The sequence below is a fragment of the Burkholderia sp. Z1 genome, assembly GCF_014893795.1.
Classification (GTDB): domain Bacteria; phylum Pseudomonadota; class Gammaproteobacteria; order Burkholderiales; family Burkholderiaceae; genus Burkholderia; species Burkholderia theae.
Map to the genome: position 1 here is coordinate 1713900 of NZ_JACFYL010000002.1, position 22360 is coordinate 1736259.

Below are 22360 nucleotides of genomic sequence, written 5' to 3' on the forward strand. Positions count from 1 at the left end.
GGATCACGGATGGCGACTCGCGGCCGCGCCCCGTCAGGAAAGGCTGTCGAGCAGCCGATACCAGGCCACCCCGGCGGCGATATAGAAGCGCTGCAGCCCGTGAAACGGAATCGGCCGGATCGGCGTGGCGCGGAACGGCAGCGGCAGTTGCGCATCGCCCGACAGGTGCGCGGCCAGATGCTTGCCGAGTGTCGTCGCCATCGCGATGCCGCGGCCGTTGTAGCCGAGCGCGATCGTCACGCCCGGCGCGGGCTCGTGCACGTGCGGCATGAAATCCGCGGTGATCGCGACACGCCCCGCCCAGCGGTATTCGAACCGGACGCCCTTCAGTTGCGGATACAGCAGCGTCGTTGCACGCTCGAGATGGCGCCAGTCGCTCGTCGCGCGCGGGTCCGCGAACGGGCCGCGGCCGCCCATCAGCAGGCGGCCGGCCGCGTCGCGGCGAAAGTACAGCAGCAGGCGCCGCGCATCCGACGCGACCTCGCCGCCGGCGAGAATGTCGCGGCCGAGCTCCGGCGCGAGCGGCTGCGTCGCGACGATGAAACTGTTCGCGGCGATCACCGACTGGCGCAAGCCGGGCCACAGCCCGTCCGTGTAACCGTTGGTCGCGATCACGACGCGATCGGCCGTCAGCGTCGCACCACCGGCCGTCGCGATCCGCCAGCGGCCGTCGGCACGCGTCAGCCCGACGGCGCGCGTCAGCCCATGCACGCCCACCCCGCTCGCCTGCGCGGCACGCACGAGGCCGCGCGTATAGCTGAGCGGCTGCACGCTGCCTGCGCGGCGATCGATCCAGCCGCCCGCGTAGGCGTGCGTGCCGAGCCGCCGCGCGACGTCGTCGCGGCCGAGCACTTCAACCGGTGCACCGCGCGCGGCCCACTGCTGCGCGCGACGCGCGACCGTCTCGAGCATCGCGGCGGTCGGCGCCGGCTGGATCCAGCCGCCACGACGCGCATCGCAGTCGATCGCGTGCCGCGCGATCAGGTCGAACACCGTGTCGGCCGCGCCGCCGGCCACGCAGGCAAGCTGCTCGCCGGCCTCGTCGCCAAACCGGCGGATCAGTTCGTCGGGGTCGTATTTCAGCCCGGGGATCACTTGCCCGCCGTTGCGGCCCGACGCACCCCAGCCCGGCTGCGCGCCGTCGATCACGCGCACCTTCACACCGCGTTCGGCGAGGTGGAGCGCGGTCGACAGCCCGGTGAAGCCGGCGCCGACGATCGCCACGTCGCACGACGCGGACGCATCGAGCGCGGGGGTGTCGGGCGCCGGCACGGCCGTCGCCGCCCACAGCGAATCCGGCCACCGGGAGTCGGGCCATGCGGGTACCGCGTTCCTTTCGCTCATGTTCGATCCGGGTTGGCGGCGCCGTCCGACGCCAGCAGACGACGCAGGAATTCCTGCGTGCGGGGATGCGTCGGCTGCGTGAGCACGTCGCGCGCGGGTCCGCTTTCGCAGATGGTGCCGTCGTGCAGGAAGCACACGCGATCGGCCACCTCGCGCGCGAACCCCATCTCGTGCGTGACCACCACCATGGTCATCCCGTCGCGCGCGAGCCCGCGCATCACGCCGAGCACTTCGCCGACGAGTTCGGGGTCGAGCGCCGACGTCGGCTCGTCGTACAGGATCGCCTGTGGCTCCATTGCGAGCGCGCGTGCGATCGCGACGCGCTGCTGCTGGCCGCCCGACAGCTCGGACGGATACGCATTCATCCGGTGCGCGATCCCGACCTTGTCGAGCAGCGCGCGGGCCTGCTCGCGCGCTTGCGCGGCCGGCACGCGCCGCACGTGCACGGGGCCTTCCATCACGTTTTCGAGCGCCGTGCGGTGCGAGAACAGGTTGAAGCGCTGGAACACCATGCCGACTCGCATCCGCAGCTCGTGGATACGCTTCGAATGCGCATCGACCTTCACGCCGTCGATCGTAATTGAGCCTTCGTCGTAGGTCTCGAAGCCGTTGATACAGCGCAGCACGGTCGATTTGCCCGAGCCGGACGGCCCGATCAGGCACACGACTTCGCCCTGCTGCACGTCGAGACTCACGCCCTTCAGCACGGCGTGCTGCTGGAAGCGCTTGTGTATCGAATCGATCCGGATCATGCGCTTCTCCTCAGCGCGAGCCGCTTGCCGAGCCGGTTCACGCCGAACATCAGCGGCAGGCCGAGCGCGAGATACAGCAGCGCGACGAGCGTATAGACGCTCATGTTCTGGAACGTCGACGACGCGATCAACTGGCCGGCGCGCGTGATCTCCGCGACCGTGATCGTCGACGCGACCGATGAATCCTTCAGCAGCATCACGAGCGTGTTGCCGTACGGCGGCAGCGCGATGCGGAACGCCTGCGGCAGTACCACGCGCCGCATGATCATCGGCCCGCGCATGCCGATCGCGTGCGCGGCCTCGATCTGGCCGCGGTCGATCGCCTCGATGCCGGCGCGGAAGTTTTCCGCCTGGTAGGCCGAGTACGCGATGCCGAGGCCGAGCACGCCGGCCTGGAACGCCGACAGTTGCACGCCGAGATCGGGCAGCACGAAGTACATGTAGAACAGCTGCACGATGATCGGCAGCCCGCGGATCACGTTGACGATCGTGCTGCCGGCCGTCGACACGGCGCGATTGGGCGACACCTTCAGCAGCGCGAGGATCAGCCCGAGCACCGAGCTGAGCACGAACGCGCATACCGTGATCTCGATCGTGACCACCGCCCCCTTCAACAGGATCGGCAGGAAATCGATCGCGTTCTGAAAAAACATGAGGTCTCCTATGCGATGGCCGGGCGGCACGCCGCGTTGGGTGCCCGCTGGGCGCGGGCAATACCGGTCTGAAACCGCGGGCCGGCGCTCAACTCATGTGCCACTTCTGCAGGATCTGCTGCAGCGTGCCGTCGCTTTTCATCTTGCGGATCGCGCCGTTAAGTTGCTCGAGCGTCGCGGTATCGCCCTTGCGCACGATGAAGCAGACCTGCCCCTTCACGACGCTCTGGTATTCGGGCACGAGCCGCACCTGGCGGTTGACGCCGTGATCGATCTGGTACGCGACGATCGGCTGGTCGGCGAAGCCGGCCTTGATGCGCCCGAGCGCGACGTCGCGCATGATGTCGGCGATCGAATCGTAGGTCCGGACTTCCTTGAAGATGCCTTTCTTGTTGAGCGCGTCGACGAATGCCGTGCCGACCTGCGCGCCGACCACCTGCCCCTTGAAATCGTCCATCGACGTATAGCGGCCCGGGTCGTCCGCCTTCACGATCAGGCCTTCGCCGAACGAATAGACCGTGTCGGAGAAATCGACGACCTGCTGGCGCGCCGGCGTCTTCAGCATCGCGGCCGAGATGATGTCGATCTTCTGCGTGGTGAGCGACGGGATGAGCGCCGAGAACACGGTCTGCTGCACGTCGACGCGAAAACCGGCCGATTTCCCGGCCGCGGTGATCGCGTCGACCATCATCCCCTGGATCGAATTGCTCTTGACGTCGAGAAACGTGAACGGCACGCCGGTAGCCGTCGCGCCGACCTTCAGCGTCGGCTCGGCCGCGACGGCGCCCGCCGATGCCGCGGAAATGGCGATACAGGTGGCGAAACCGGCGGTCAGTGCGCCGAACCGCTTGATGAACGAAACCATGGTGTCTCCTTCTCGAATAATCCGGTACGCCGGCCAGTCGCCGATCGACATTGCGACGATGACCCGATCTTAAAACGAATCAAAAACATCGCAAATAGATTTTTGTGTATCGATATTCGATACGCTATGATGCGATATCGAATCGTTCACGCCCCTCGCTCATGGAAACATCGCCCGATCAGTCAAACGACCTGCTGTTCAACCAGTCGCTGGAGAAAGGGCTGAACGTGCTGCGCGCGTTCAGCGCGAAGCGGCGCACGATGACGCTTGCGGAGGTGGCCGACGCGGCGGGGATGACGAAGAGCTCGGCGCAGCGGATGGTCTATACGCTCGAGAAGCTCGGCTATATCCGCAAGCATCCGGTCACGCGGCGTTACCAGCTCACGCCGCACGTGATGCGGATCGGCTTCAACTACCTCGCGGCCGATACGCTGATCGACGTCGCGAATCCGTTCCTGTCCGAGCTCACGAACGTGACCGGCGAAACCACCAACCTCACCGAGCCGGACGACGACGAGATGGTGTACGTCGCGCGTTTCGTGTCGACGAAGTTCGTGCCGATCCACATGCCGATCGGCAGCCGCATCCCGATGTTCTGCACCGGCAGCGGCCGCGCGTTTCTCAGCGCGTTGCCGCCCGACGATGCACGTGCGCGGCTCGACGGCATGGCGCGCACGCCGCACACGCCGCGCACGGTCACGGCGCTCGACGCGCTCGTCGCGCTGCTCGACAGCGCGCGGCACGAAGGCTACGCCACTAATCAGGAAGAACTGTTCATCGGCGACATGTCGATCGCGGCGCCCGTGCTCGGCAGCCAGGGGCAGCCCGTCGCGGCCGTGCATGTGGTCGCGCCGACGAGCCGCTGGACGTTCGACGACGCGCGCCGCAAGCTCGCGCCGGCCGTGATCGACTGCGCGCGCGGCATCAGCAATTCGATCCGGACGCTCGAATAGCGTCTGCGATCGGGGAACGGCAGCGCCGCTGCATTGCGCAGCGGCGCGGGCCATGATGCGGACGCCAAACCCTGCCTGCGTCGCTCCGCGTTCCATCAAAACAGATACATCCCCGCCACAAACACGACGCCCGAGAACAGCAGCGTCGTCACGCAATACCCCATGATGTCGCGCACGCCGAGCCCGGCGATCGCCAGCGCGGGCAGCGCCCAGAACGGCTGCGCCATGTTGGTCCATGCCTCGCCGTATGCGATCGCCATCGCGGCCTTGCCGAGATCGGCGCCGAGCGCCTGCGCGGCCGGCATCACGAACGGGCCCTGCACGACCCAGTGGCCGCCGCCCGACGGCACCGCGAAATTGATCACGGCCGAGCTCAGGAACGCGAGCAGCGGGAACGTATGCACGTTCGCGATATCGACGAACCACTTCGTGATCACGCCCGCGAGCCCCGAGTGATCCATCAGCGCCTGGATGCCGGCGTAGAACGGAAACTGGATCATGATCCCGGATGCGCCGCGTGCCGCGCCGGCCACCGCGCGCGCATAGGCCATCGGCGTACGGTGCAGCAGGATGCCGGCCGCGAGGAACGCGAGGTTCACGGTGTCGATGTCGAGCGCGAAGCCCTTCTGCACGAAACGCAGCACGAGAAACGCCGCGCACAGCGCCGCGACGAACACCGACAACACGCGGCTCTCCTCCAGCCGTTCCGCAAACGTCGCGTCGGGCCCGAGCTGGCGCTCCACGCTCGGCGGCTCGGCGAGCAGCGCCGGGTCGACGCTGACGACGTCGCCGGGTTTCGGCATCATCATGCGCGCGAGAAACGGCAGCATCACGATCAGCCCGATCGTGATGAACGCGTTGTAGCCGGTGAAGATCGTGTGCGACACGGGAATCAGCCCGATGGTCTTCTCCATCGGATTGCCCTTCGTGGCCGCGACGAGCGGGACGGAACCCGACAGCCCGCCGTGCCAGCTCAGGAAGCCCATGTAGGCGGATGCGACGAGCAACCGATAATCGCTGCCGGCGACGCGGCGCGCGACTTCGCGTGCGAGCATCGCACCGAGCACGAGGCCGAAGCCCCAGTTGATCGCACAGGCGAGCGCGCCGACGAACGCGACGAGCATCACGCCCTGGCCCGGCGTGCGTGCGGTGCTCGCGAGCGCGACGAGCATGCGCTTGACGGGCGGCGAGCTCGCGAGCGCATGGCCCGTGACGAGGATCATCACCATCTGCATCGAGAACGCGAGCAGGTTCCAGAAACCCGAACCCCACATCGTCGTGAGCTGCACCGGTGTATTCGGTGTGAGGCCGAACGCGAGCGCGAACGTGACGATCGTCAGCAGGATCGCGAAAATCAACGGGTCGGGCAACACGCGGTGAACCACGTGCGTGAAGAAGCGGGAAATGCGCTGAATCAAGTTGTGCTCCTCGTTTCCTGATAGGGACGTCCGCGCGTGTCGTTGTTGGTGGGTACGCGGAAACGCGCGGATTCTTGCACAGAACCGGAGAACGCGCTTTGGAGTGTGCGGCGGCGATCGTGTGGTGGCGCGACCGGGAAAACGGGGACGACAACGGCGACAGGCGGCGCGATCGGCGCCGCCTGCGAAGATGACGGATGACCGCGCGTTAGCGGGCTGCCGTCGTAGACATGCTCACTGCCGCAACCGCACTCGCCCGCCCCTCGGCCAGCCGCTGCGCGAACCGGTACGCGACGAGCGAGCCGGCCACGGCAAGCAACATCGGCACCAGACTGTCGTGATCCGCGCGCGTGAATTCGAGCAGCAGCACGACGGCCGTGATCGGCATTTGCATCGACGCGGCGAGAAACGCGGTCGCGCCGACGAGCGCGCATCCGCCGATCGAAGCGCCCGGCCACACGAGGCTCCACAGCCCGCCGAGCACGACGCCGAGCAGCGCGCCGTTCGCGAGGCCCGGCGTCAGCAGCCCGCCCTCCGCGCCGGCCCGCAGACTGCCGGCCTCGATCAGCACCTTCAGTACGAGCAGCGCCGCCGCGAGGCCGATCGTCAGCGTGCCGTCGAAGCCCAGCGACGCCGGGCCCTTGCCGTTGCCGAGCAGTTGCGGAAACCACATCGCGAGCACGCCGATCACCGCGAAGTTGACGAGCGTGAACACCGGCAGCCGCCAGTCCTTCGGCGCGTTCGCCCGCGCACGGGTCGTGAGCCGCACGAAGCCGTACGCGGCGAAGCCGAACAGCGGCCCGCAGACGATCGACCATGCGACCAGCGGCGTGCTCAGCGCGAAGGCCGGCACCGTGTACTGGTGTTCGTTGCCGAGGCCGATCCACGCGACGGCCGCCGCGATCGCCGACGTCACGACCGCGACGATCAGCGCACGCAGTTCGAACGTGCCGAGCAGCACTTCGAGCACGAAGATCGCACCGCCGAGCGGCACGTTGTAGACCGCCGCAAGGCCCGCGCCAGCGCCGCACGCGACCATCAGCCGGCAGTCGTCGGGCGTGAGCCCCGCGCGATGCGCGAGCCGCCCGGCGAGCAGCGAGCCGATCTCGCGCGGCGCGACTTCGCGGCCGAGCGGCGAGCCGAGCGCGACGGTCACGATCTGCAGCAGCGCGTGAATCGTCGTGCTGACGAACGGCATCCGCGGATCGGCCGCACGCACCGCGCGGCGAATGCTGACCAGCGGTCGGCCGTACCGGTAAAGCGCCCACCAGCCGCCGCCGGCAACGATCCCGCAGACGATCAGCACCGCGAGCCGGCGCAGCGGATCGGCGCCGGTCACGCCGGAGAGGAAGCTCTCGGTGCCGATCACGTGCGCGACGCTGTAGCCGTACGCAACGTGCTGGATCGCATGCAGCAGCAGCGCGAGCAGCATGCCGCCGAGCCCCGCGCCGACGCCGGTCAGGATCGTGACGACGGCCACGCGCGCGAACGGGCTGGCGGGTGGCGGAGAGGATGCGGGAGCGGACGGGAGATCGAGGCGCATGAGGTCGGCGAACGGGGATCGAAAGAACGGCGCGCAACACGCGCGCCGTCGTCAGGACCGCATCGTAGGCCTGAGCCTCTCATGAGACAAACGTATTTTTCGAATCGACTCATGCGTTTTTAGAATACTCATCGGCGGACAGCGGTTGGCCGCGCGATCCGATCGACGAGGATGAATGGCAAGCGTCGATGCACGCACGCGTCGCGCTTCAGGACCAGCCTTCGAACGTCAGGCCGGTTTCGGCAGCCGCTTGTTCGGGCGTCACGTCCCGCACGTGCTGGCCGAACGTCCACACGTGCTGCTCCGGATCGCGTGCGCGATACGTTCGGTCGCCGTAGAACTGGTCGGCCGGTTCCTACAGGATTTCCGCGCCGGCCTGCCGCGCGTGTTCGCAATGCGCGTCGAGGCCGTCGGCAAGCTGCACGTGCACGCTTTGCGTGTTCCTGCCGCCGATCTCCTGCGGGCTCGCGACGAAATCGGCCCAATGGCCGCCGATCATCACGACGCCGCCGCGATGCGTGAGCTCCGCATGCGTGACCTGGCCGTCGGGGGTACGGACGACGATCCCGCGCGCGAATCCGAATGCGCGCTCGAGCCATTCGAGTGCGGCATTCGGATCGCGGTAGTACACGGCGACGCTGATCGGCGGATGGCGGTCGGGCTGGGACATCGTGTGTCTCCGGTCGTGGGCGCGAGCGACTCATTCTCCGCGCGTCGACCGTGCCGATCAACCGCCGCGCCACGCCGCGCGCATGTTGCAACGGCACGACAACCGATCCGCATCGAACGGATGCCGCCCGTGCGCGATCGCGGAAAAACAGCCGGCGTCGGGCGCGCTCGGCACGTCGTGTCAGTTTTGTGAAGGACTCTTGCCGGATCCGGAAAGGTGCGCTCGCAACGTCAGGCGGTCTTGAGCACGCGGTGCATTCCTATACTTGCGCCGAACTTTTGACCCCGGTCCCACACGCAGGAGCCTTTCCATGAAAAAAACCTTCATCGCCGGCGCATGCACCGCCGCGCTGTTCACCCCGCTCGCCCACGCGCAAAGCTCGGTCACGCTGTACGGCCTGATCGACGCCGGCATCGCGTACACCAACAACGCGGGCGGCGCATCGCTGTGGCGCCTGAGCACCGGCACGATCAACGGCAGCCGCTTCGGCCTGCGCGGCACAGAGGATCTCGGCGGCGGCGTGAAGGCGTTGTTCGTGCTGGAGAACGGCTTCAACGCGAACAACGGCGCGCTCGGCCAGGACGGCAAGCTGTTCGGCCGCCATGCGTATGTCGGCCTGAGCGGCAATGGCTACGGCACGCTGACGCTCGGCCGCCAGTACGACACGATGGTCGACTTCGTCGCGCCGCTGTCCGCGACGGCCGGCGACTTCGGCGATGCGGGCTTCGCGCATCCGTTCGACAACGACAACCTGAACCATTCGCTGCGCATCAACAACGCGGTCAAGTACACGAGCGACACGGTCGCGGGCTTCAAGGCCGGCGCGATGTACGCGTTCTCCAACTCGACGAACTTCAGCGCCAACCGCGCATACAGCGTCGCGGCGAGCTACACGAACGGCCCGTTGAAGCTGGCCGGCGCGTACCTGCAGATGAACGGCACGAAGGGCTCGACGAGCGCCAGCCCCGGCGCGACCGATTCGGCCGAGGCGAAGAGCGTGAACCAGGGCGGCTGGTCGATCGGCTCGGACCGCATGCGCACGTACGGCGGCGGCGTCAGCTACGTGTTCGGCCCGGCGACCGTCGGCTTCGTCTATACGCGCTCGCAGTACGACAACACGGGTTCGTTCGGTTCCAGCGGCCAGATCGCGTTCAACAACTACGACGTGAACGTGCGCTATGCGGTGACGCCGGCGGTCAGCCTCGGCGCGGCCTACGTGTACACGGACGCCAGCGTGTCGAACCCCGACAGCAAGCACGGCACCGATCCGAAGTGGCACCAGGTCGACCTGCAGGCCGTGTACAAGCTGTCGCGCCGCACCGACGTGTACGCGGAAGCGATGTACCAGCATGCGTCGGGACGCGGCTACCAGGCGTTCATCAACGGGTCGGGTGGCGCGTCGAGCACACCGAACCAGATCGTCGGCGCGATCGGCATGCGCACGCGGTTCTGATTCGCGTGGCGCAGCGTCGCCCGCCGGCTATGTACCCGCGTTCGCAGGCGGGTTCGGTCGCCGCAGTCGTTGCGCCAATGTTGTTCCATCTGGAAGGCAGCCTGCCTGGAATCGGGGTTTTTACGCGCGCGGGCGCTGCGTAGACTGCCATCGAAGGTCAGGGTCACGCATCGCGCGTCGACCCGGCCACCTACCCCGTACCCAGGAGAACCTCGTGAAATCGCTCGTCGTTACCGCCGCCGCTGCCGTCCTGCTTGTCGCACCGGCCCTGTCGTTCGCCCAGTCGCCGAAGTCGCCCGTCACGCGCGCGCAGGTGCTGCAGGAACTGATCGATCTCGAGTCGGTGGGCTTCAACCCGGCGCGCGGTGAAGTCGGCAATTATCCGGAGGACATCATGGCGGCGCAGGAGCGACTCCAGACAAAGCGTCTCGCGGAGCAGAAAGCCGCGCAGGCCGCCTACGGCCCGGCCGGCGAGCCGGCCACCGAATCGGGCGCGGCGGCGAAGCCCGCGCTTTGATGGCGTGACGAAGCGCCCCGCCCGCGTGAATGATGTGCCGCGAGCGAGGCGCGAATCGCCTTTTCTTGAAGAAGAAATCATTGGTGCGGCAACGCGCCGACGTGCGTCAGGCGGCCTGCGGTTCGCGGTCGATCGCGCTCAGCATCTCGACGTCGCGCGCGATCATCCCCGGCACCTGCGCGCGCAGCATCTCGACCCAGGTCCGCACCTTCGCGTCGACGAAGCGGCGCGACGGATACAGCGCATACACGTTCATCTTCTGCAGGATATGCGCGGGCAGCACGCGCACGAGCGTGCCGTCGTGCAGCGCGTCGATCGCCGAGTACAGCGGCAGCATGCCGATCCCGATGCCGTCGCGGATCGCGAGTGCGAGCGATTCGGCCGTATTGGTCTGCACCGGCCCGGCGACGTGGATCTGCTCGACGCCTTCGGGCCCTTCGAGCACCCACTCGTGCGTCGGGAACGCCGGCGTGCTAAGCGTCAGGCACGCATGCGCGGCGAGATCCTGCGGACGGGTCGGCACGCCGTGCCGTTTCAGATAGTCGGGCGACGCGCACAGGATGCTGAACGTCGAGCCGAGCAGGTGCGACACGAGTTCCGAATCGGGCAGCGACGACGCGGCCACGACAGCCATGTCGCTCGTGCCGTCGAACAGATCGGGCATGCGCTGCGACAGCGACAGCTCGATCGACACGTCCGGGAACTGCGCGTGATAGCGCGTCAGCGCGGGCAACACATAGTGATGACCGACACTCGCGAAGCTGTGCATGCGCAGCACGCCGGCCGGGCGCTCGTGCGCGCAGCTCGCCTCTTCTTCCGCGCGGTCGACGTCGGCGAGGATCTGGCGGCAGCGCCGCAGATAACTTTCGCCAGCCGACGTGAGCGCGAGGCGGCGCGTAGAGCGATTCATCAGACGGGTGCGCAGGCGCGCCTCGAGCTCCGACACCGCGCGCGACATCGCGCCCGTCGTCGAATTCAGCGATTGCGCGGCGGCGGTGAAGCTACCCGTCTCGACGACGCGCGTAAACACCCGCATGTTTTGTAGCGTATCCATTCCTGTGAGCAACCTGTAGCGGAGCCGCTATTTTCCTCCACGGGATGCGACAGATTGTTACGCCGGCTGCAACTATCGTTTCCCCGCAGCTGCGTTAATGCGCGGGCGCCGCACTCCTACAATCGGCGCCTCACCAGTCGAACGGACCCGTTCGGACAAGCCGCGGCACCGTGCCGGGCGACGTACGGGCCCCCTCTTTTCATGAAGCCACAACCTGCGATCGAGCGACCTTCCATCGAACCGGCACGATGGAGGACATGGCTCGATCCGCTCGGCGACGCGGCGCGCGACTGGGCCGCCAGCGACGGGCTGATCTGGCTGCACCTCGCGAAAACCGTGCTTGCCGCGCTGCTGGCGATGGGCATCGCGATGCGTCTCGAGATGTCGCAGCCGCGCACGGCGATGACGACCGTGTTCGTGCTGATGCAGCCGCTGTCGGGGATGGTGTTCGCGAAGAGCTTCTATCGCGTGCTCGGCACGGCGGCCGGCCTCGTCGCCGCGCTCGCGCTCGGCGGGCTGTTCGCGCAGCAGCCCGAGCTGTACATGGCGGGCCTCACGCTGTGGATCGGCGGCTGCATCGCGCTCGCGGTGCGCAACCGCCACTTCCGCTGGTACGGGTTCGTGCTCGCCGGCTACACGGCCGCGCTGATCGGCCTGCCGGCAGTGATGACGCCGCAGACGCTGTTCCAGTCCGCGCTCACGCGCGCTGCGGAAGTCGCGCTGGGCATCGCGTGCTCGGGCGCGGTCAGCGCGCTGATTCTGCCGCTCAGTTCCGCGAAGGCGCTGATGCGCTCGCTGAGCGCGCGCCATGCGACGTTCGCGGCCTTCACGGCCGGCGCGCTCGCAGGCGACGTCGCACGCGGCGATTTCGAGCGGCGCTTCGCCGATTTCGTCGACGATATCGTCGGCTTCGAGGCCAACCGCGCATTCGCGTCGTTCGAGGATCCACATATCCGCGCGCGCAGCCGCCGGCTCGCGCGGCTGAACAGCGAGTTCATGAATGCATGTACGCGGCTGCATGCGCTGCACCAGCTGGTCAAGCGCCTGCGCGCGAATGGCTCGGACGCGGTGCTCGACGCGCTCGCACCGCACGTCGACGCGCTCGCGCTGCGGTTCGCCGCGCTGCGCGACGAGCGGCAGCGCGGCAACGCGCCGGCCACTGGCGCGCTGCTCGACCTGCGCCGCTTTCACAGTGCGCTGCCGAAGGCCGCGCGCGCGTCGCGGCGGAACCTCGAGGACCATGCGGCCGGCGGGCTGCTCGACTTCGATACCGCAATCGAGCTGCTGTACCGCTTCATTGGCGAATATCTCGGCTACGCCGACACCTACGCGTCGCTCGACCAGGACGATCACGCGTTCGAGCGCTCGGTCACGCATTACGCGGTGAAGACCAATTCGTTCTTCGTCGGCTTCGCGTTCCTGCGCACCGTCGTCGCCGTCGGCGCGATGAGTGCGTTCTGGATCGCGTCGGAGTGGCCGAGCGGCTCGCTCGCGGTGATCGCCACCGCGATCGCTTGCGCGCTCAGCTCGACGTCTCCGCGCGCGCCGAAGTTCGTCGCGCAGATGGGCGTCGGCGCGGCCTTCGCGACCGCCGTCGGCTACCTGTTCCTGTGCTACGTGTATCCGAACATCGACGGCCTCCCGCTGCTGTGCGCGACACTCGCGCCGGTGCTGGGCCTCGGCGCGTTTCTCGCGATGCGGTCGGGCCTGTCCGGCTACGGGATCGGCTTCGCGGTGTTCTTCTGCCTGCTCGCGGGCCCCGACAACGCAATCGCATATACGCCCGAGGTGCTGATCAACAACGGGCTGGCGATCGTCGTCGCGATGCTCGCGTGCTCGCTGGTGTTCGCCGTCGTGTTCCCCACCCACATGCCGTGGCTCACGGGCCGGATCGCGCATGACCTGCGCCGTCAGGTCACGCTTGCATGCGAAGGTGCGCCGGACGGCCTCGCGCAGCGCTTCCAGTCGAGCACGCACGACCTGATGGCGCAGTTGCGCATGCTGCTCGTGCGGCGCACGCGGCAGCACCGCGACGCGTTGCGCTGGATGCTGTCGACGCTCGAGGTCGGCCACGCGGTCATCGACCTGCGTGACGAACTGCACGCGTTCTGCGCATCGAAACCGCCGCAGACGCTGCGCTGGACCGGTTCGATCGATGCGGTGCTGGACGAACTGCCGCGCTTCTTCGACGATCCGACACCCGGCCATCACGCGCGCACGCTGAAATCGGTGAATCTCGCGATCCGCGCGGCGCAGCACACGCTGCAGGCGTGGTACGCGGTGCCCGACGCGCGCCGCAGCATGCAGCGGATCGTCGGCTGCCTGCACTTCATGCGCAGCGCGCTGCTGGACAAGGACGCGCCGTTCAACCGGCACCGGCACTGAACATCGGTGCGTACGCAACGGGATCCTTGTTCCGATTGGAAATAAGCTCTACAGCCGCGGTGATTAATCTTTAAGCAGTGCGAGCCTATAGTTTCCTCACTGCCAGCGAGACTGGCATCCACCCAGGAGAAACCAAAATGAAGCCGCTGCACCTCGCCCTCGTTGCCCTGTCGCTCACCGCTGCTGTCGCCCACGCGCAGCCGGCGCCGGCAGACGTCGCACAGCAACAGGCGAACCGCGCCGAAGCCGTCAAGGCTGCAGGCCGCGTCGATCGTGCGCAATCGAAGCAGGAAGACCCGAACGCCTGTGTCGGCCCCGTCAGCTTCTGCAACATCTACTTCGGCAGCTGAGCATGACGCCGCGTCGTCACGGCCAGGTCCGCTTCGCCCGCATCGACTCCGCGGGCGGGCGGCGTGCCGGCCGATCGCCGCATCGCCGCCCCGCCTCACGCCGCTTCATTTGAAGCGGCGCTTGCCGTTTCAGGCGCCGCGCCCCGGCCGCCAGCCGACTTCCCGCAACGCGTCCAGCAAGCGCGCCGGCCCGAGCCCTTCGACCCGCGCACCGCGCGACTCGACGTCGCCGCCCGCGACCAGCGCATTCACGATCGCTTCCTCCACCGCTTCCGCCGCCGCGACGAACAGCGCGGAAATATGGTCGTTGTTGACCATCTTCACGCCGGTGGTCGGTGCGCCCTTGCTGCCGTAGTTCGCCGCCGGCAGGCAGTCATTACCCGTTGCGAACGCAAGGAAGATGTCGCCGCTCGAATCCTCCGTGCCGCCTCCGACGCGCGCGAGCCCGACGCTTGCGCGTTGCGCCAGACGCGTGCACTGGTGCGGCAACAGCGGCGCGTCGGTCGCGATCGTGACGACGATCGAACCCATGCCGGCCTCGCCTGCCGCGTCGGGCGCGCGGAATGGCGAATGCACATGCCGCAGCACTTCGCCGACCGGGTAGCCGGCGACGCGCAGCATGTCGCGCACGCCGTAGTTCGCCTGCACGAGCGCGCCGACGGTCCAGCCGCCCGCGTCGGCCGCGACCACGCGCGACGCGGTGCCGATGCCGCCCTTGAACTCGTGGCAGATCATGCCGGTGCCGCCGCCCACGCCGCCTTCGGCGACCGGCCCCGACTGCGCGGCGGCCAGCGCACGCTGCACGTGCGCGGCGTTCACGTGCTGCCCCCAGATGTCGTTCAGCAGCCCGTCGTAGGTTTCCATCACGACCGGCATGCACCAGTACACGCGGCCGGCCGCCGCTTCACGCTCGTTCGCGACGAGCGCGTCGCGCACCGCGCCGACGCTGTGCGTGTTCGTATAGGCAATCGGCGTCGTCAGCAGGCCCGCCTCGCGGATCCATTCGAGCCCTGTCGCGTCGCCATTGCCGTTCAGCACGTGCACGCCCGCGAAGCACGGCGAATCGTGCGCGGAGCCCGCGCGCGGCTCGATGACGGTGACGCCGGTGCGGATCGATGCGTCGCCGTTCTCGACGTTCAGCGTGCAATGTCCGACCCGCACGCCCGGAACGTCCGTGATCGCGTTGAAGCGGCCCGGTGTGCCGAGTCCGATGCGAATGCCGAGATCCCTCGTGCGCATGATGCAATTCCTCCAGTCTTTCAATGGTTCGGTGTTTCGGTGTTGCTCGGTGTCGATCCTTCGTTCAGAGCGCGCGGAATGCTTCGCTGTGACGCGCCCAGACGACATACATCACGAGCGCGGCGACCAGCAGCCCCGCGATGATGATCAGGTCGGTCGGCTTCGTCGCCGTCGCCAGTGTCGTGTATAGCGTGTACGCGGCGCCCGCCACCGCGACGAGCGGTGTCACGGGCCACAGCGGCATCCGGTAATGATGTTCGACGTCGCGGCGCACGAACCGGCTCGCGAGCGCGGCCAGCCCGACGACCAGATAGATCAGCAGCAGCAGGTCGACCGTGAACGCGGTCAGTTCGTCCAGGCTCGACACGAACACGAGCCCCGCCGACGGCACCGCGAGCGCGATCGTCGCGAGCCACGGCGATTCCAGGCGCGGATGGATCGTCGAGAATGCACGGTTGCAGGTGCGCGACCAGAGCGCGTGCCGGCCGCTGCTGTACAGCAGGCGGCCCATCGTGATCACGATCGCGATGATCGCGTTGAACACCGACAGGAAGATTCCGGCGCTGACCACACGCGACACGGCCGGGTTGCTGAGCGAACGCACGACATAACCGATCGGGTCGGCACTCTTCGTGAGTTCGGTCAGCGAAGGTGCGCCGAGCACGATCGCGGTGAGCGGCACCAGTTCGACGACGAGGATCACGAGCAGCGAATAGATCACGGCCTTCGCGACGTTGCGGTTGCCGCCGCGCAGATCTTCGGCAAGATAGGCGGCGGAGCCGAAGCCGTTGTAGCAGAAGATCGCCGTGCCGATCGCGGGCACGATGGCCGCGAGCGTCGCCGGCACGAGCGCGTTGCCGCTCGCGACGACCGGCGCGATCAACACGTCGGCGCCGCGATGCAGCGCGCCGAAACCGAGCCCCGCGATCAGCATCAGCACGCCGATCTCGACGACCAGGAACGCGCCGGTAATCCACGCGTTGGTCTTGATGTTCAGCATGCCGAGCAGGTAGCTGAGCAGCACGATCGTCAGCGCGACCGACTGGTTGCTGAAGTGCGTGCCGAGTGCGTTGTTCAGGTACGGCGCGGCGCCGCTTGCGAGCACGGCCGGGATGAACACGCTGACGGACAGCACCGTGATGAAGGTCAGGTAGCCCGGCAGCGTGCCGAACACGCGCTTGGCCATCACGTACTCGCCGCCCGCACTGCGGTGCGCGGCGCTGAGCTCCGCATAGCAGAGCGCGAACGCGAGCGCGAGCACGCCGCCGAGCAGGAACGACAGCACCGCGCCGCTGCCGGCCTGCTGGATCGCAAACGGCGCGATCACGAAGATCGAGCTTGCGGGCGTCACGCCCGACACGGTGATCATCACCGCATCGCGCACGCTGAGCGTCTGCGACAGCGCGCGCGGCGCGTCTTCCGTTGCAGGCGTCGCTTGCAGCGTGCCCGTCGATTCCGACATCATCGCCATTTCGTTCTCCTGTGCTGCACTTTTTTGAACGCCCATACTCGGGCCCGACTGATTGCGTGGCAGTCTAGGAAGCCAATTTCAGGACCGCTATTCCCCCTTCGTGTTACGCCTTTCCGGTGGTGGTATGGATCGTCTCTTTTCCGAAATCGCGATGCACCAGGCGCTTGGCCGGGCAATCGATCATCTCGGCCAGCCGCGTTTCTGGCGGTTCCTGGTGCTGCTGCTCAATGAAATGGCGCCGTTCGACAATGCGCTCGCGACCGCGGTCGGCCGCGACGGCGTGCCGGTCGTGCTCGACGAATACGACACGGGTGGCACCGACACAGCATCGCCGGTGCCGCTTTACCTGAACGGGTTATATCTGCTCGACCCGTTCCTGCAGGCCGCGCACGACGGCCTCGCCGACGGCTGTTACCGGCTCGAGGAAGTCGCGCCCGACCTGTTCCGGCAGAGCGAGTATTTCCTCAGCTACTTCCGCGATGCGGTCGGCGACGACGAGATCCAGATCCTGGTGCGGCCGAACCCCGACACGCTGCTGTCGCTGTCGCTCGGCGCGGCCGCGCGCTTCGACGTCGAGCCGCTCGGCAAGCTGACGGCCGCGATGCCGTGGGTGCTCGCGACGATCCGGCAGCACTGGCGGCTGGTGGGCGATACCGCGCGCGTGACGCCCGACGCCGATCTCGGCGCACGCGTCGAGCAGGCGCTCGCACGCTTCGGCGCGGGTGTACTGACCGATCGCGAGATGTCGATCGCGAGAATGGTGCTGCGCGGCAATTCGTCGAAGGCGATTGCCGAGCGGCTCGCGATTTCACCGGAAACGGTGAAGGTGCACCGGCGGCATCTTTACGCGAAGCTTGGAATCTCGTCACAGCCCGAGCTGTTTTCGCGATTCATCCAGGCGCTCGGGGAAGACGCGGCGGGATGAGCGCGTCGACACATCGATAAAGACGGATGGCAACGCGCGCGGAATCGTGCAATATCCGTGAATCGCCGCATGCCGTGGTCATCCGTTGAAGTACATACGGATGTTCCGTCGACAACGAGACTGCCCGGAAACAGGAATCCCGATTCATGTCGCTCATTCCGCTCGTCGGACTTGGCTGGTTGCTTCTGTGCGCCATCAGCGCCGCATCGATCGTGCTCGTGCCACCGCTGCTGCTGGTCGCCTGCCTGATGGGAAAAGATGTCTGGTCGATCCTGACGCGCGGCCGGCTGCAGTTCGCGTTCCTCGCCTACCTCGGTTCCGCGCCGGTGCCGGCGGTCTTCACGTTCCTGCTGGAAGCGGGTGCCGCGGCCGGGAGTGCCGGCGGCGTTGCGCCCGACAGCCTGGCCGCGTGGAACGAACGGTGTTTTTTCATTTTCCTGGGTGCGGCAGCGCTGAGCGGCCTGCTGTTGCTGCTGCGGCCGAAAGACAGGCAAGCGGCAAACGTCGAGCCGTCACAGACTGCGCCATAGCCGGCGCGCGAACGCCGCGCCATGCCGCCCGCCCGGTTTTCGGGCAGGGGCACGGTCATGCGCAGCGCCCTGCTACCGCCACTTCGCGCCGAGTTGCGCGAGCCCGGCGTTCCGGAGATCGTCCGGCAGCATCACCACGCGGAACTCGCAGTCTGCATTCAACATCAGGAACCACGGCTCCGCGAGCGCCGGGATCTGCGACGGGTCATCCAGATCGACGATCACGACCGCGCCGCGCCCGCCGTTCTGCTCCGTGAAATACACAGCCTCCGGCTTGACCGCTTCGAGTATTCGCGAGATCACGTCACCGACGCTGCCGTCGCGCACCAGCGTGTTGAACGGCTCGTGAGGGATTCGTATGTTGAGAAGCATGCGCATGACCATCCTCCTTGGGCTCCGCCCGGCTTGGGCCCTTCAAGCATAGGTGCTGCGCGACGTCGCGCCAGTGGCGCCGCAGGCAGTTGCCGGCACGCATTCACATTCCGACGATTCGATGACACCGCGTCGCGCGAACGGCCATCGCTCGTGCGATGCAGGCCGGGGCGAATCGACCGCTCATGCCGCCATCATGCGGAGACCGTATCGGCCGTCAGCCCCGTCGGCGCGATCGCCAGATGCAACGCCCGCTCCGGCCGCAGCGTCACGTTCAGCACCTCGCGCGGCGGCGTCATGCCGGGCGGCACCGACAACACATAACGCTGCAGGATCATTGCGGCCACAACCGTCATCTCCGTCATCGCCAGATGCTGCCCGAGGCACACGCGCGGGCCGGTGCCGAACGGCATGTACGCACCGCGCGGCAGCGCCGGCGCATCGTCCGCGAAGCGCTCCGGACGAAACGCATCGGGCTCCGGAAACCATCGCGGATCGCGCTGCATCAGTTGCAGCGGCAGCATGAACAGCGTGCGCGCGGGAAACTGCCATGCGCCCAGCGTGATCGGCCGCGCGGCGCGCCGGCTGATCAGGATCGGCGCGGACGGATACAGCCGCAGCGTTTCGTCGAGCGTCTGCGTCAGGTAGCGCAACGAAGCGCGCGTCTCGGCGGACGGCGCGCGACCGCCCAGCACGCGGGACACCTCGTCGCGCGCGGCGGCTTGCATCGCCGGATTCGTGGCCATGCACCACGCCCACCAGGTCAGCGCGCCGGCCGTCGTCTCGTGGCCGGCCAGGAACGCGGTCACGCATTCGTCGTGCACGGCCTGCAGCGGCCATTTCCGCGCGTCCGCCCGATGCAGCCGCAACAGGCGCGACAGCAGATCGTCGGGCCACGTATGCTCGGGCCGGTCGAGGCGCATATGCAGTTGCCGGTCGATCAGCTCGTTCAGCACCGCCATCGCCCGCACCTTGGCGCGCTTCCACGGCACCCAGTCCGGCGCGCTTGCCGGCACGTAGAACGCCGCGTTGGCCGCCGCGCTCACCACGCGCACCGCCTCCTCGGCCGCGCGCGCATCGTCGCCGATCGTTTCGGAGAACATCGTGCGCATGATCACGTCCATCGCCAGCGACGTCAGCGCGCTTTCGATCGGCCAGTCCGGATCGCGTGCGGGCCACTGCGCGAGCGCATGACCGGCCGTCGCCGCGATCGCCGGAACGAACGCCTGAACCGGCTTCGGCATGAAGTTCGGCTGCAGCGCATGCCGCTTGTCGCGCCACGCATCGCCCTCGGCGACCAGCACGCTGTGGCCGTGCACCTGCCCGAATACGCGGATCGCGCGCTCCCAGCGCCCGAGCGCATCGTGATGCGTGACCAGCAGTTCGCGCACGAGCGCCGGATCGGTCACGACCACCGCGTGCTCGGGCCGCACGCGCAAGTGCACGACGTCGCCGTACGCACGCTGCCAGCCGGCCAGCGTGCCGATCAGGTCGCGCGACATCGCGCGCAGCAGCCCCCAACCCGTCAGGCCGGCGCGCGGCCCCGGCGGCCATACGCCGGGCGGGTGAAGCACGGGCGCCGGCGCAGCGGTGCCCGCATGGAATGGACATTGGGAAGAGATTCGTGTGTTCATGCGCCGGATTGTCCGCGGCGGCGAGCCGGCGGTCTTGAACGCAAACGACATCGACACGCATCCGGACGGTCCCTATACTCCGGCGTCATGTTCTCCGGACCGCCATCGATCCCGCCGTCATGCCCCGATCCGCTTGCGCGCGCGCCCCGTGTCGCGAGCGGCGGGCGGTCGCCGCATGCGCGGCTGCATCCCGCACCGGCCGCGCTGCAGGGCGCGGTGGTCGCGATCGTCCTGTACGACACGCGCGGCTTCGCGTTGAGCGACGCGCAGCGGCTCTCGCACTTTCCTGCCACGCCGCTCGTCTGCGTATCGTGGTACCGCGATCTCGACGCCGGCTTCGTCGAACGCACGGCCGACGGCCCGCAATGGCGCCCGTTCGGCTCGGCGGCGACGCTGTCGGGCAGCCATTCGGCTCCCACCGTCGCGTGGGCGCCGACGGGCGGGCTGATCGGCATGATCTGTTTCACCGCCGATGCCGCGCGTACGCTGTTCGGCATCGCGCTGCCGGACATCCACGACCGCGTACTCGACGCACACGCGTGCCTCGGCCGCGACTGGCACCCGCTGCTCGACGCACTGATCGGCGCGGATCGCGACGCCGACGTGCTGGCGGCCATCGACCGCCATCTCGCGCCGCGCTGGCAAGCGCTGCGGCCCGCGACGCCGCTGTCGTCGCTCCGCAACGCGGGACGCAGCTGGGTCGAACGCCTCGCGCTGCAGGCACGCGAATGGCGCGGCACGCACAGCCCGCGTCAGGTCGAACGGCGCATCAAGACCTACAGCGGCCGATCGCTGCGCGAATGGCAGGCGCTCGTCAGGACGGAAAGCGCGTTCTTCGCGGCACGCGACCGGTTCGAAGCCGGTGCCGCCTTCAACTGGGCCACGCTGGCGCTGGACGAAGGATTCGCCGACCAGGCGCACCTGAGCCGCGAGGTCAAACGCATCACGGGGTTTTCGCCGAGCGAATTCACGCAACGCTTCATCGACGACGAGTCGTTCTGGATGTATCGGCTGTGGGTATGACACGGCGGCCGGGTTCCGAAGCGTCGTCCTGACCTTCATCGATAGTCGAAGCGAGCGCGGATCGGCACAGCGCCTCCCGTGTCGCTGAACCTGCCCCGCCGTTACTTGCACTACTCACCCCGGTTGCCCGTTTCGACCCGCACGGGCATGATGGGCGCGAATAATCCGCCTGCCTGCCGTCCGTTGCCCATTCGGCTTCCCACGTCATTTCGTCCATGTCACTACGTGCATTCAGAACGCTGGTCGCGATCGCCCGATACCGGACCTTCGCGCGCGCCGGCGAAGCCATCGGGCTCACGCAATCGGCGGTGAGCCTGCAGATCAAGACGCTCGAAAGCGAATACAACGTGCAGTTGTTCGACCGTTCGCGCCGGCAGCCGGTGCTGACCGAGGCCGGCAACATCCTGCTCGCGCAGGCCGAGCAGGTGCTCGCGATGGTCGACCGGATTCCCGATGCGTTGAGCGACGAGAAGAAGCTCGTCGGCCGCCTACGGATCGGCGCGATCCAGACCGCGCTGTCCGGCCCGCTGCCCGACGCGCTGCTCGCGTTGCGTGATGCGCATCCGTCGCTGCGCGTGCACGTGTCGGCCGGCATGTCGGCCGAGCTGGCGAACCGCGTCGCGGCCGGCGAACTCGATGCGGCCATCACGACGCGCCCCGTGCGCCCGCATCCGGCCGAACTGACGTGGACCACGTTGTACGAGGATCGCTTCTGGCTGCTCGCACCGCCGGACCATGCGGAACGCGACGCGGGCACGCTGCTCGACGCGCTGCCGTTCATCCGCTTCGACGCGCAGGCGTGGGCCGGCCGCATGATCGCCGCCGAGTTGCGCCGCATCGGCGTGCGCGTACGCGAAGAGATGGTGCTGGACAGCGCGGAAACGATCGCGCGCATGGTGGCGCGCGGGCTCGGCGCGGCGATCGTCGCGCTCCCCGATGCGACGCTCGCGCGCCTGCCGCCCGTCACGCGCTTGCCGTTCGGCCAGCCGCAGATGGGGCGCGCGGTCGTGCTGCTCGAACATCGGTCGCGTCCGGCCGAGCGTTTCGCGCGTGCGCTGGCTGCCGAAGTCACCGCGTCATCGATGAGAATTTCTCATTGAACACCCGATAATTAACAATTATTCCTGTTGCTTGCGCGTGTTAACTTGGCGGCATCGTCACTCTTTCGATTGCGTGTCGCCATGTTGCCCGCCGGATGGATTCCCGCCT

20 protein-coding genes and 1 pseudogene are annotated in these 22360 nt (G+C 67.9%); 9 read left to right on the top strand and 12 right to left on the bottom strand.

What is annotated here, in order from left to right:
- Positions 1-33: 33 nt before the first annotated feature.
- From H3H55_RS24705 to H3H55_RS24720, 4 genes are all read right to left on the bottom strand, one after another.
- Entirely contained in the window at positions 34-1344 is a 1311-nt protein-coding gene (locus H3H55_RS24705) for an NAD(P)/FAD-dependent oxidoreductase (RefSeq protein ID WP_193100590.1), read from the bottom strand.
- A complete protein-coding gene (locus tag H3H55_RS24710) occupies positions 1341-2096 on the bottom strand; it encodes an amino acid ABC transporter ATP-binding protein (protein WP_193100591.1) in 756 nt (251 codons plus the stop codon). The genes H3H55_RS24705 and H3H55_RS24710 overlap by 4 nt, the downstream gene beginning before the upstream one ends.
- On the bottom strand, positions 2093-2749 hold the full coding sequence (locus H3H55_RS24715) for an amino acid ABC transporter permease (RefSeq protein WP_193100592.1): 657 nt from the start codon (positions 2747-2749) through the stop codon (positions 2093-2095). The genes H3H55_RS24710 and H3H55_RS24715 overlap by 4 nt, the downstream gene beginning before the upstream one ends.
- A gap of 88 nt (positions 2750-2837) precedes the next feature.
- The gene (locus H3H55_RS24720; RefSeq protein ID WP_129514838.1) at positions 2838-3614 is read right to left on the bottom strand and encodes an ABC transporter substrate-binding protein; all 777 of its coding nucleotides are present in this window, start codon (positions 3612-3614) and stop codon (positions 2838-2840) included.
- Between the two features lie 161 nt (positions 3615-3775).
- On the opposite strand from H3H55_RS24720, the gene H3H55_RS24725 reads away from it, so the two are divergent.
- Positions 3776-4567: an IclR family transcriptional regulator gene (locus tag H3H55_RS24725; RefSeq protein ID WP_193100593.1), complete on the top strand. Its 792-nt coding sequence runs from the start codon at positions 3776-3778 to the stop codon at positions 4565-4567.
- Between the two features lie 95 nt (positions 4568-4662).
- Here H3H55_RS24725 and H3H55_RS24730 read toward each other — a convergent pair whose 3' ends face one another.
- From H3H55_RS24730 to H3H55_RS24740, 3 genes and pseudogenes are all read right to left on the bottom strand, one after another.
- A complete protein-coding gene (locus H3H55_RS24730; RefSeq protein ID WP_193100594.1) occupies positions 4663-5985 on the bottom strand; it encodes a TIGR00366 family protein in 1323 nt (440 codons plus the stop codon).
- Between the two features lie 208 nt (positions 5986-6193).
- On the bottom strand, positions 6194-7528 hold the full coding sequence (locus H3H55_RS24735; RefSeq protein WP_193100595.1) for a chloride channel protein: 1335 nt from the start codon (positions 7526-7528) through the stop codon (positions 6194-6196).
- A gap of 208 nt (positions 7529-7736) precedes the next feature.
- Positions 7737-8198: pseudogene (locus H3H55_RS24740) on the bottom strand (VOC family protein).
- Positions 8199-8508: 310 nt separating this feature from the next.
- Here H3H55_RS24740 and H3H55_RS24745 point away from each other — a divergent pair.
- A complete protein-coding gene (locus tag H3H55_RS24745) occupies positions 8509-9651 on the top strand; it encodes a porin (RefSeq protein WP_193100596.1) in 1143 nt (380 codons plus the stop codon).
- Between the two features lie 214 nt (positions 9652-9865).
- Complete coding sequence (locus H3H55_RS24750) at positions 9866-10168, top strand: DUF4148 domain-containing protein (RefSeq protein WP_193100597.1); 303 nt, start codon at positions 9866-9868, stop codon at positions 10166-10168.
- A gap of 106 nt (positions 10169-10274) precedes the next feature.
- Here H3H55_RS24750 and H3H55_RS24755 read toward each other — a convergent pair whose 3' ends face one another.
- Positions 10275-11222, bottom strand: a complete 948-nt coding sequence (locus tag H3H55_RS24755) for a LysR family transcriptional regulator (protein ID WP_129514827.1) — start codon at positions 11220-11222, stop codon at positions 10275-10277.
- A gap of 201 nt (positions 11223-11423) precedes the next feature.
- On the opposite strand from H3H55_RS24755, the gene H3H55_RS24760 reads away from it, so the two are divergent.
- Both H3H55_RS24760 and H3H55_RS24765 read left to right on the top strand, forming a co-directional pair.
- On the top strand, positions 11424-13607 hold the full coding sequence (locus H3H55_RS24760; RefSeq protein ID WP_193100598.1) for an FUSC family protein: 2184 nt from the start codon (positions 11424-11426) through the stop codon (positions 13605-13607).
- Between the two features lie 137 nt (positions 13608-13744).
- Positions 13745-13957, top strand: a complete 213-nt coding sequence (locus H3H55_RS24765; RefSeq protein WP_047903348.1) for a hypothetical protein — start codon at positions 13745-13747, stop codon at positions 13955-13957.
- Positions 13958-14086: 129 nt separating this feature from the next.
- Here the strand turns inward: H3H55_RS24765 and H3H55_RS24770 are convergent, their stop codons facing one another.
- Both H3H55_RS24770 and H3H55_RS24775 read right to left on the bottom strand, forming a co-directional pair.
- Positions 14087-15196 (bottom strand): P1 family peptidase, encoded by a 1110-nt coding sequence (locus H3H55_RS24770; RefSeq protein ID WP_193100599.1) that lies wholly within the window; start codon positions 15194-15196, stop codon positions 14087-14089.
- 64 nt (positions 15197-15260) lie between these two features.
- Entirely contained in the window at positions 15261-16667 is a 1407-nt protein-coding gene (locus H3H55_RS24775) for an APC family permease (protein WP_193100600.1), read from the bottom strand.
- 124 nt (positions 16668-16791) lie between these two features.
- Between H3H55_RS24775 and H3H55_RS24780 the strand changes: the two genes are divergently transcribed.
- Both H3H55_RS24780 and H3H55_RS24785 read left to right on the top strand, forming a co-directional pair.
- A complete protein-coding gene (locus H3H55_RS24780) occupies positions 16792-17592 on the top strand; it encodes a helix-turn-helix transcriptional regulator (RefSeq protein WP_193100601.1) in 801 nt (266 codons plus the stop codon).
- A 146-nt stretch (positions 17593-17738) separates the two neighbouring features.
- A complete protein-coding gene (locus tag H3H55_RS24785; RefSeq protein WP_193100602.1) occupies positions 17739-18122 on the top strand; it encodes a hypothetical protein in 384 nt (127 codons plus the stop codon).
- A 72-nt stretch (positions 18123-18194) separates the two neighbouring features.
- On the opposite strand, the gene H3H55_RS24790 is transcribed toward H3H55_RS24785, so the two are convergent.
- Together H3H55_RS24790 and H3H55_RS24795 are read right to left on the bottom strand one after the other, a co-directional pair.
- Positions 18195-18500, bottom strand: coding sequence for a panthothenate synthetase (locus tag H3H55_RS24790; RefSeq protein WP_193100603.1), 306 nt, complete (start codon positions 18498-18500; stop codon positions 18195-18197).
- A 188-nt stretch (positions 18501-18688) separates the two neighbouring features.
- The gene (locus H3H55_RS24795; protein ID WP_193100604.1) at positions 18689-20128 is read right to left on the bottom strand and encodes a cytochrome P450; all 1440 of its coding nucleotides are present in this window, start codon (positions 20126-20128) and stop codon (positions 18689-18691) included.
- An 87-nt stretch (positions 20129-20215) separates the two neighbouring features.
- Here H3H55_RS24795 and H3H55_RS24800 point away from each other — a divergent pair, with 87 nt between their 5' ends.
- Both H3H55_RS24800 and H3H55_RS24805 read left to right on the top strand, forming a co-directional pair.
- Complete coding sequence (locus tag H3H55_RS24800) at positions 20216-21151, top strand: helix-turn-helix domain-containing protein (protein ID WP_193100605.1); 936 nt, start codon at positions 20216-20218, stop codon at positions 21149-21151.
- Positions 21152-21366: 215 nt separating this feature from the next.
- Positions 21367-22251, top strand: a complete 885-nt coding sequence (locus H3H55_RS24805) for a LysR family transcriptional regulator (protein WP_193100606.1) — start codon at positions 21367-21369, stop codon at positions 22249-22251.
- Positions 22252-22360: the final 109 nt, after the last annotated feature.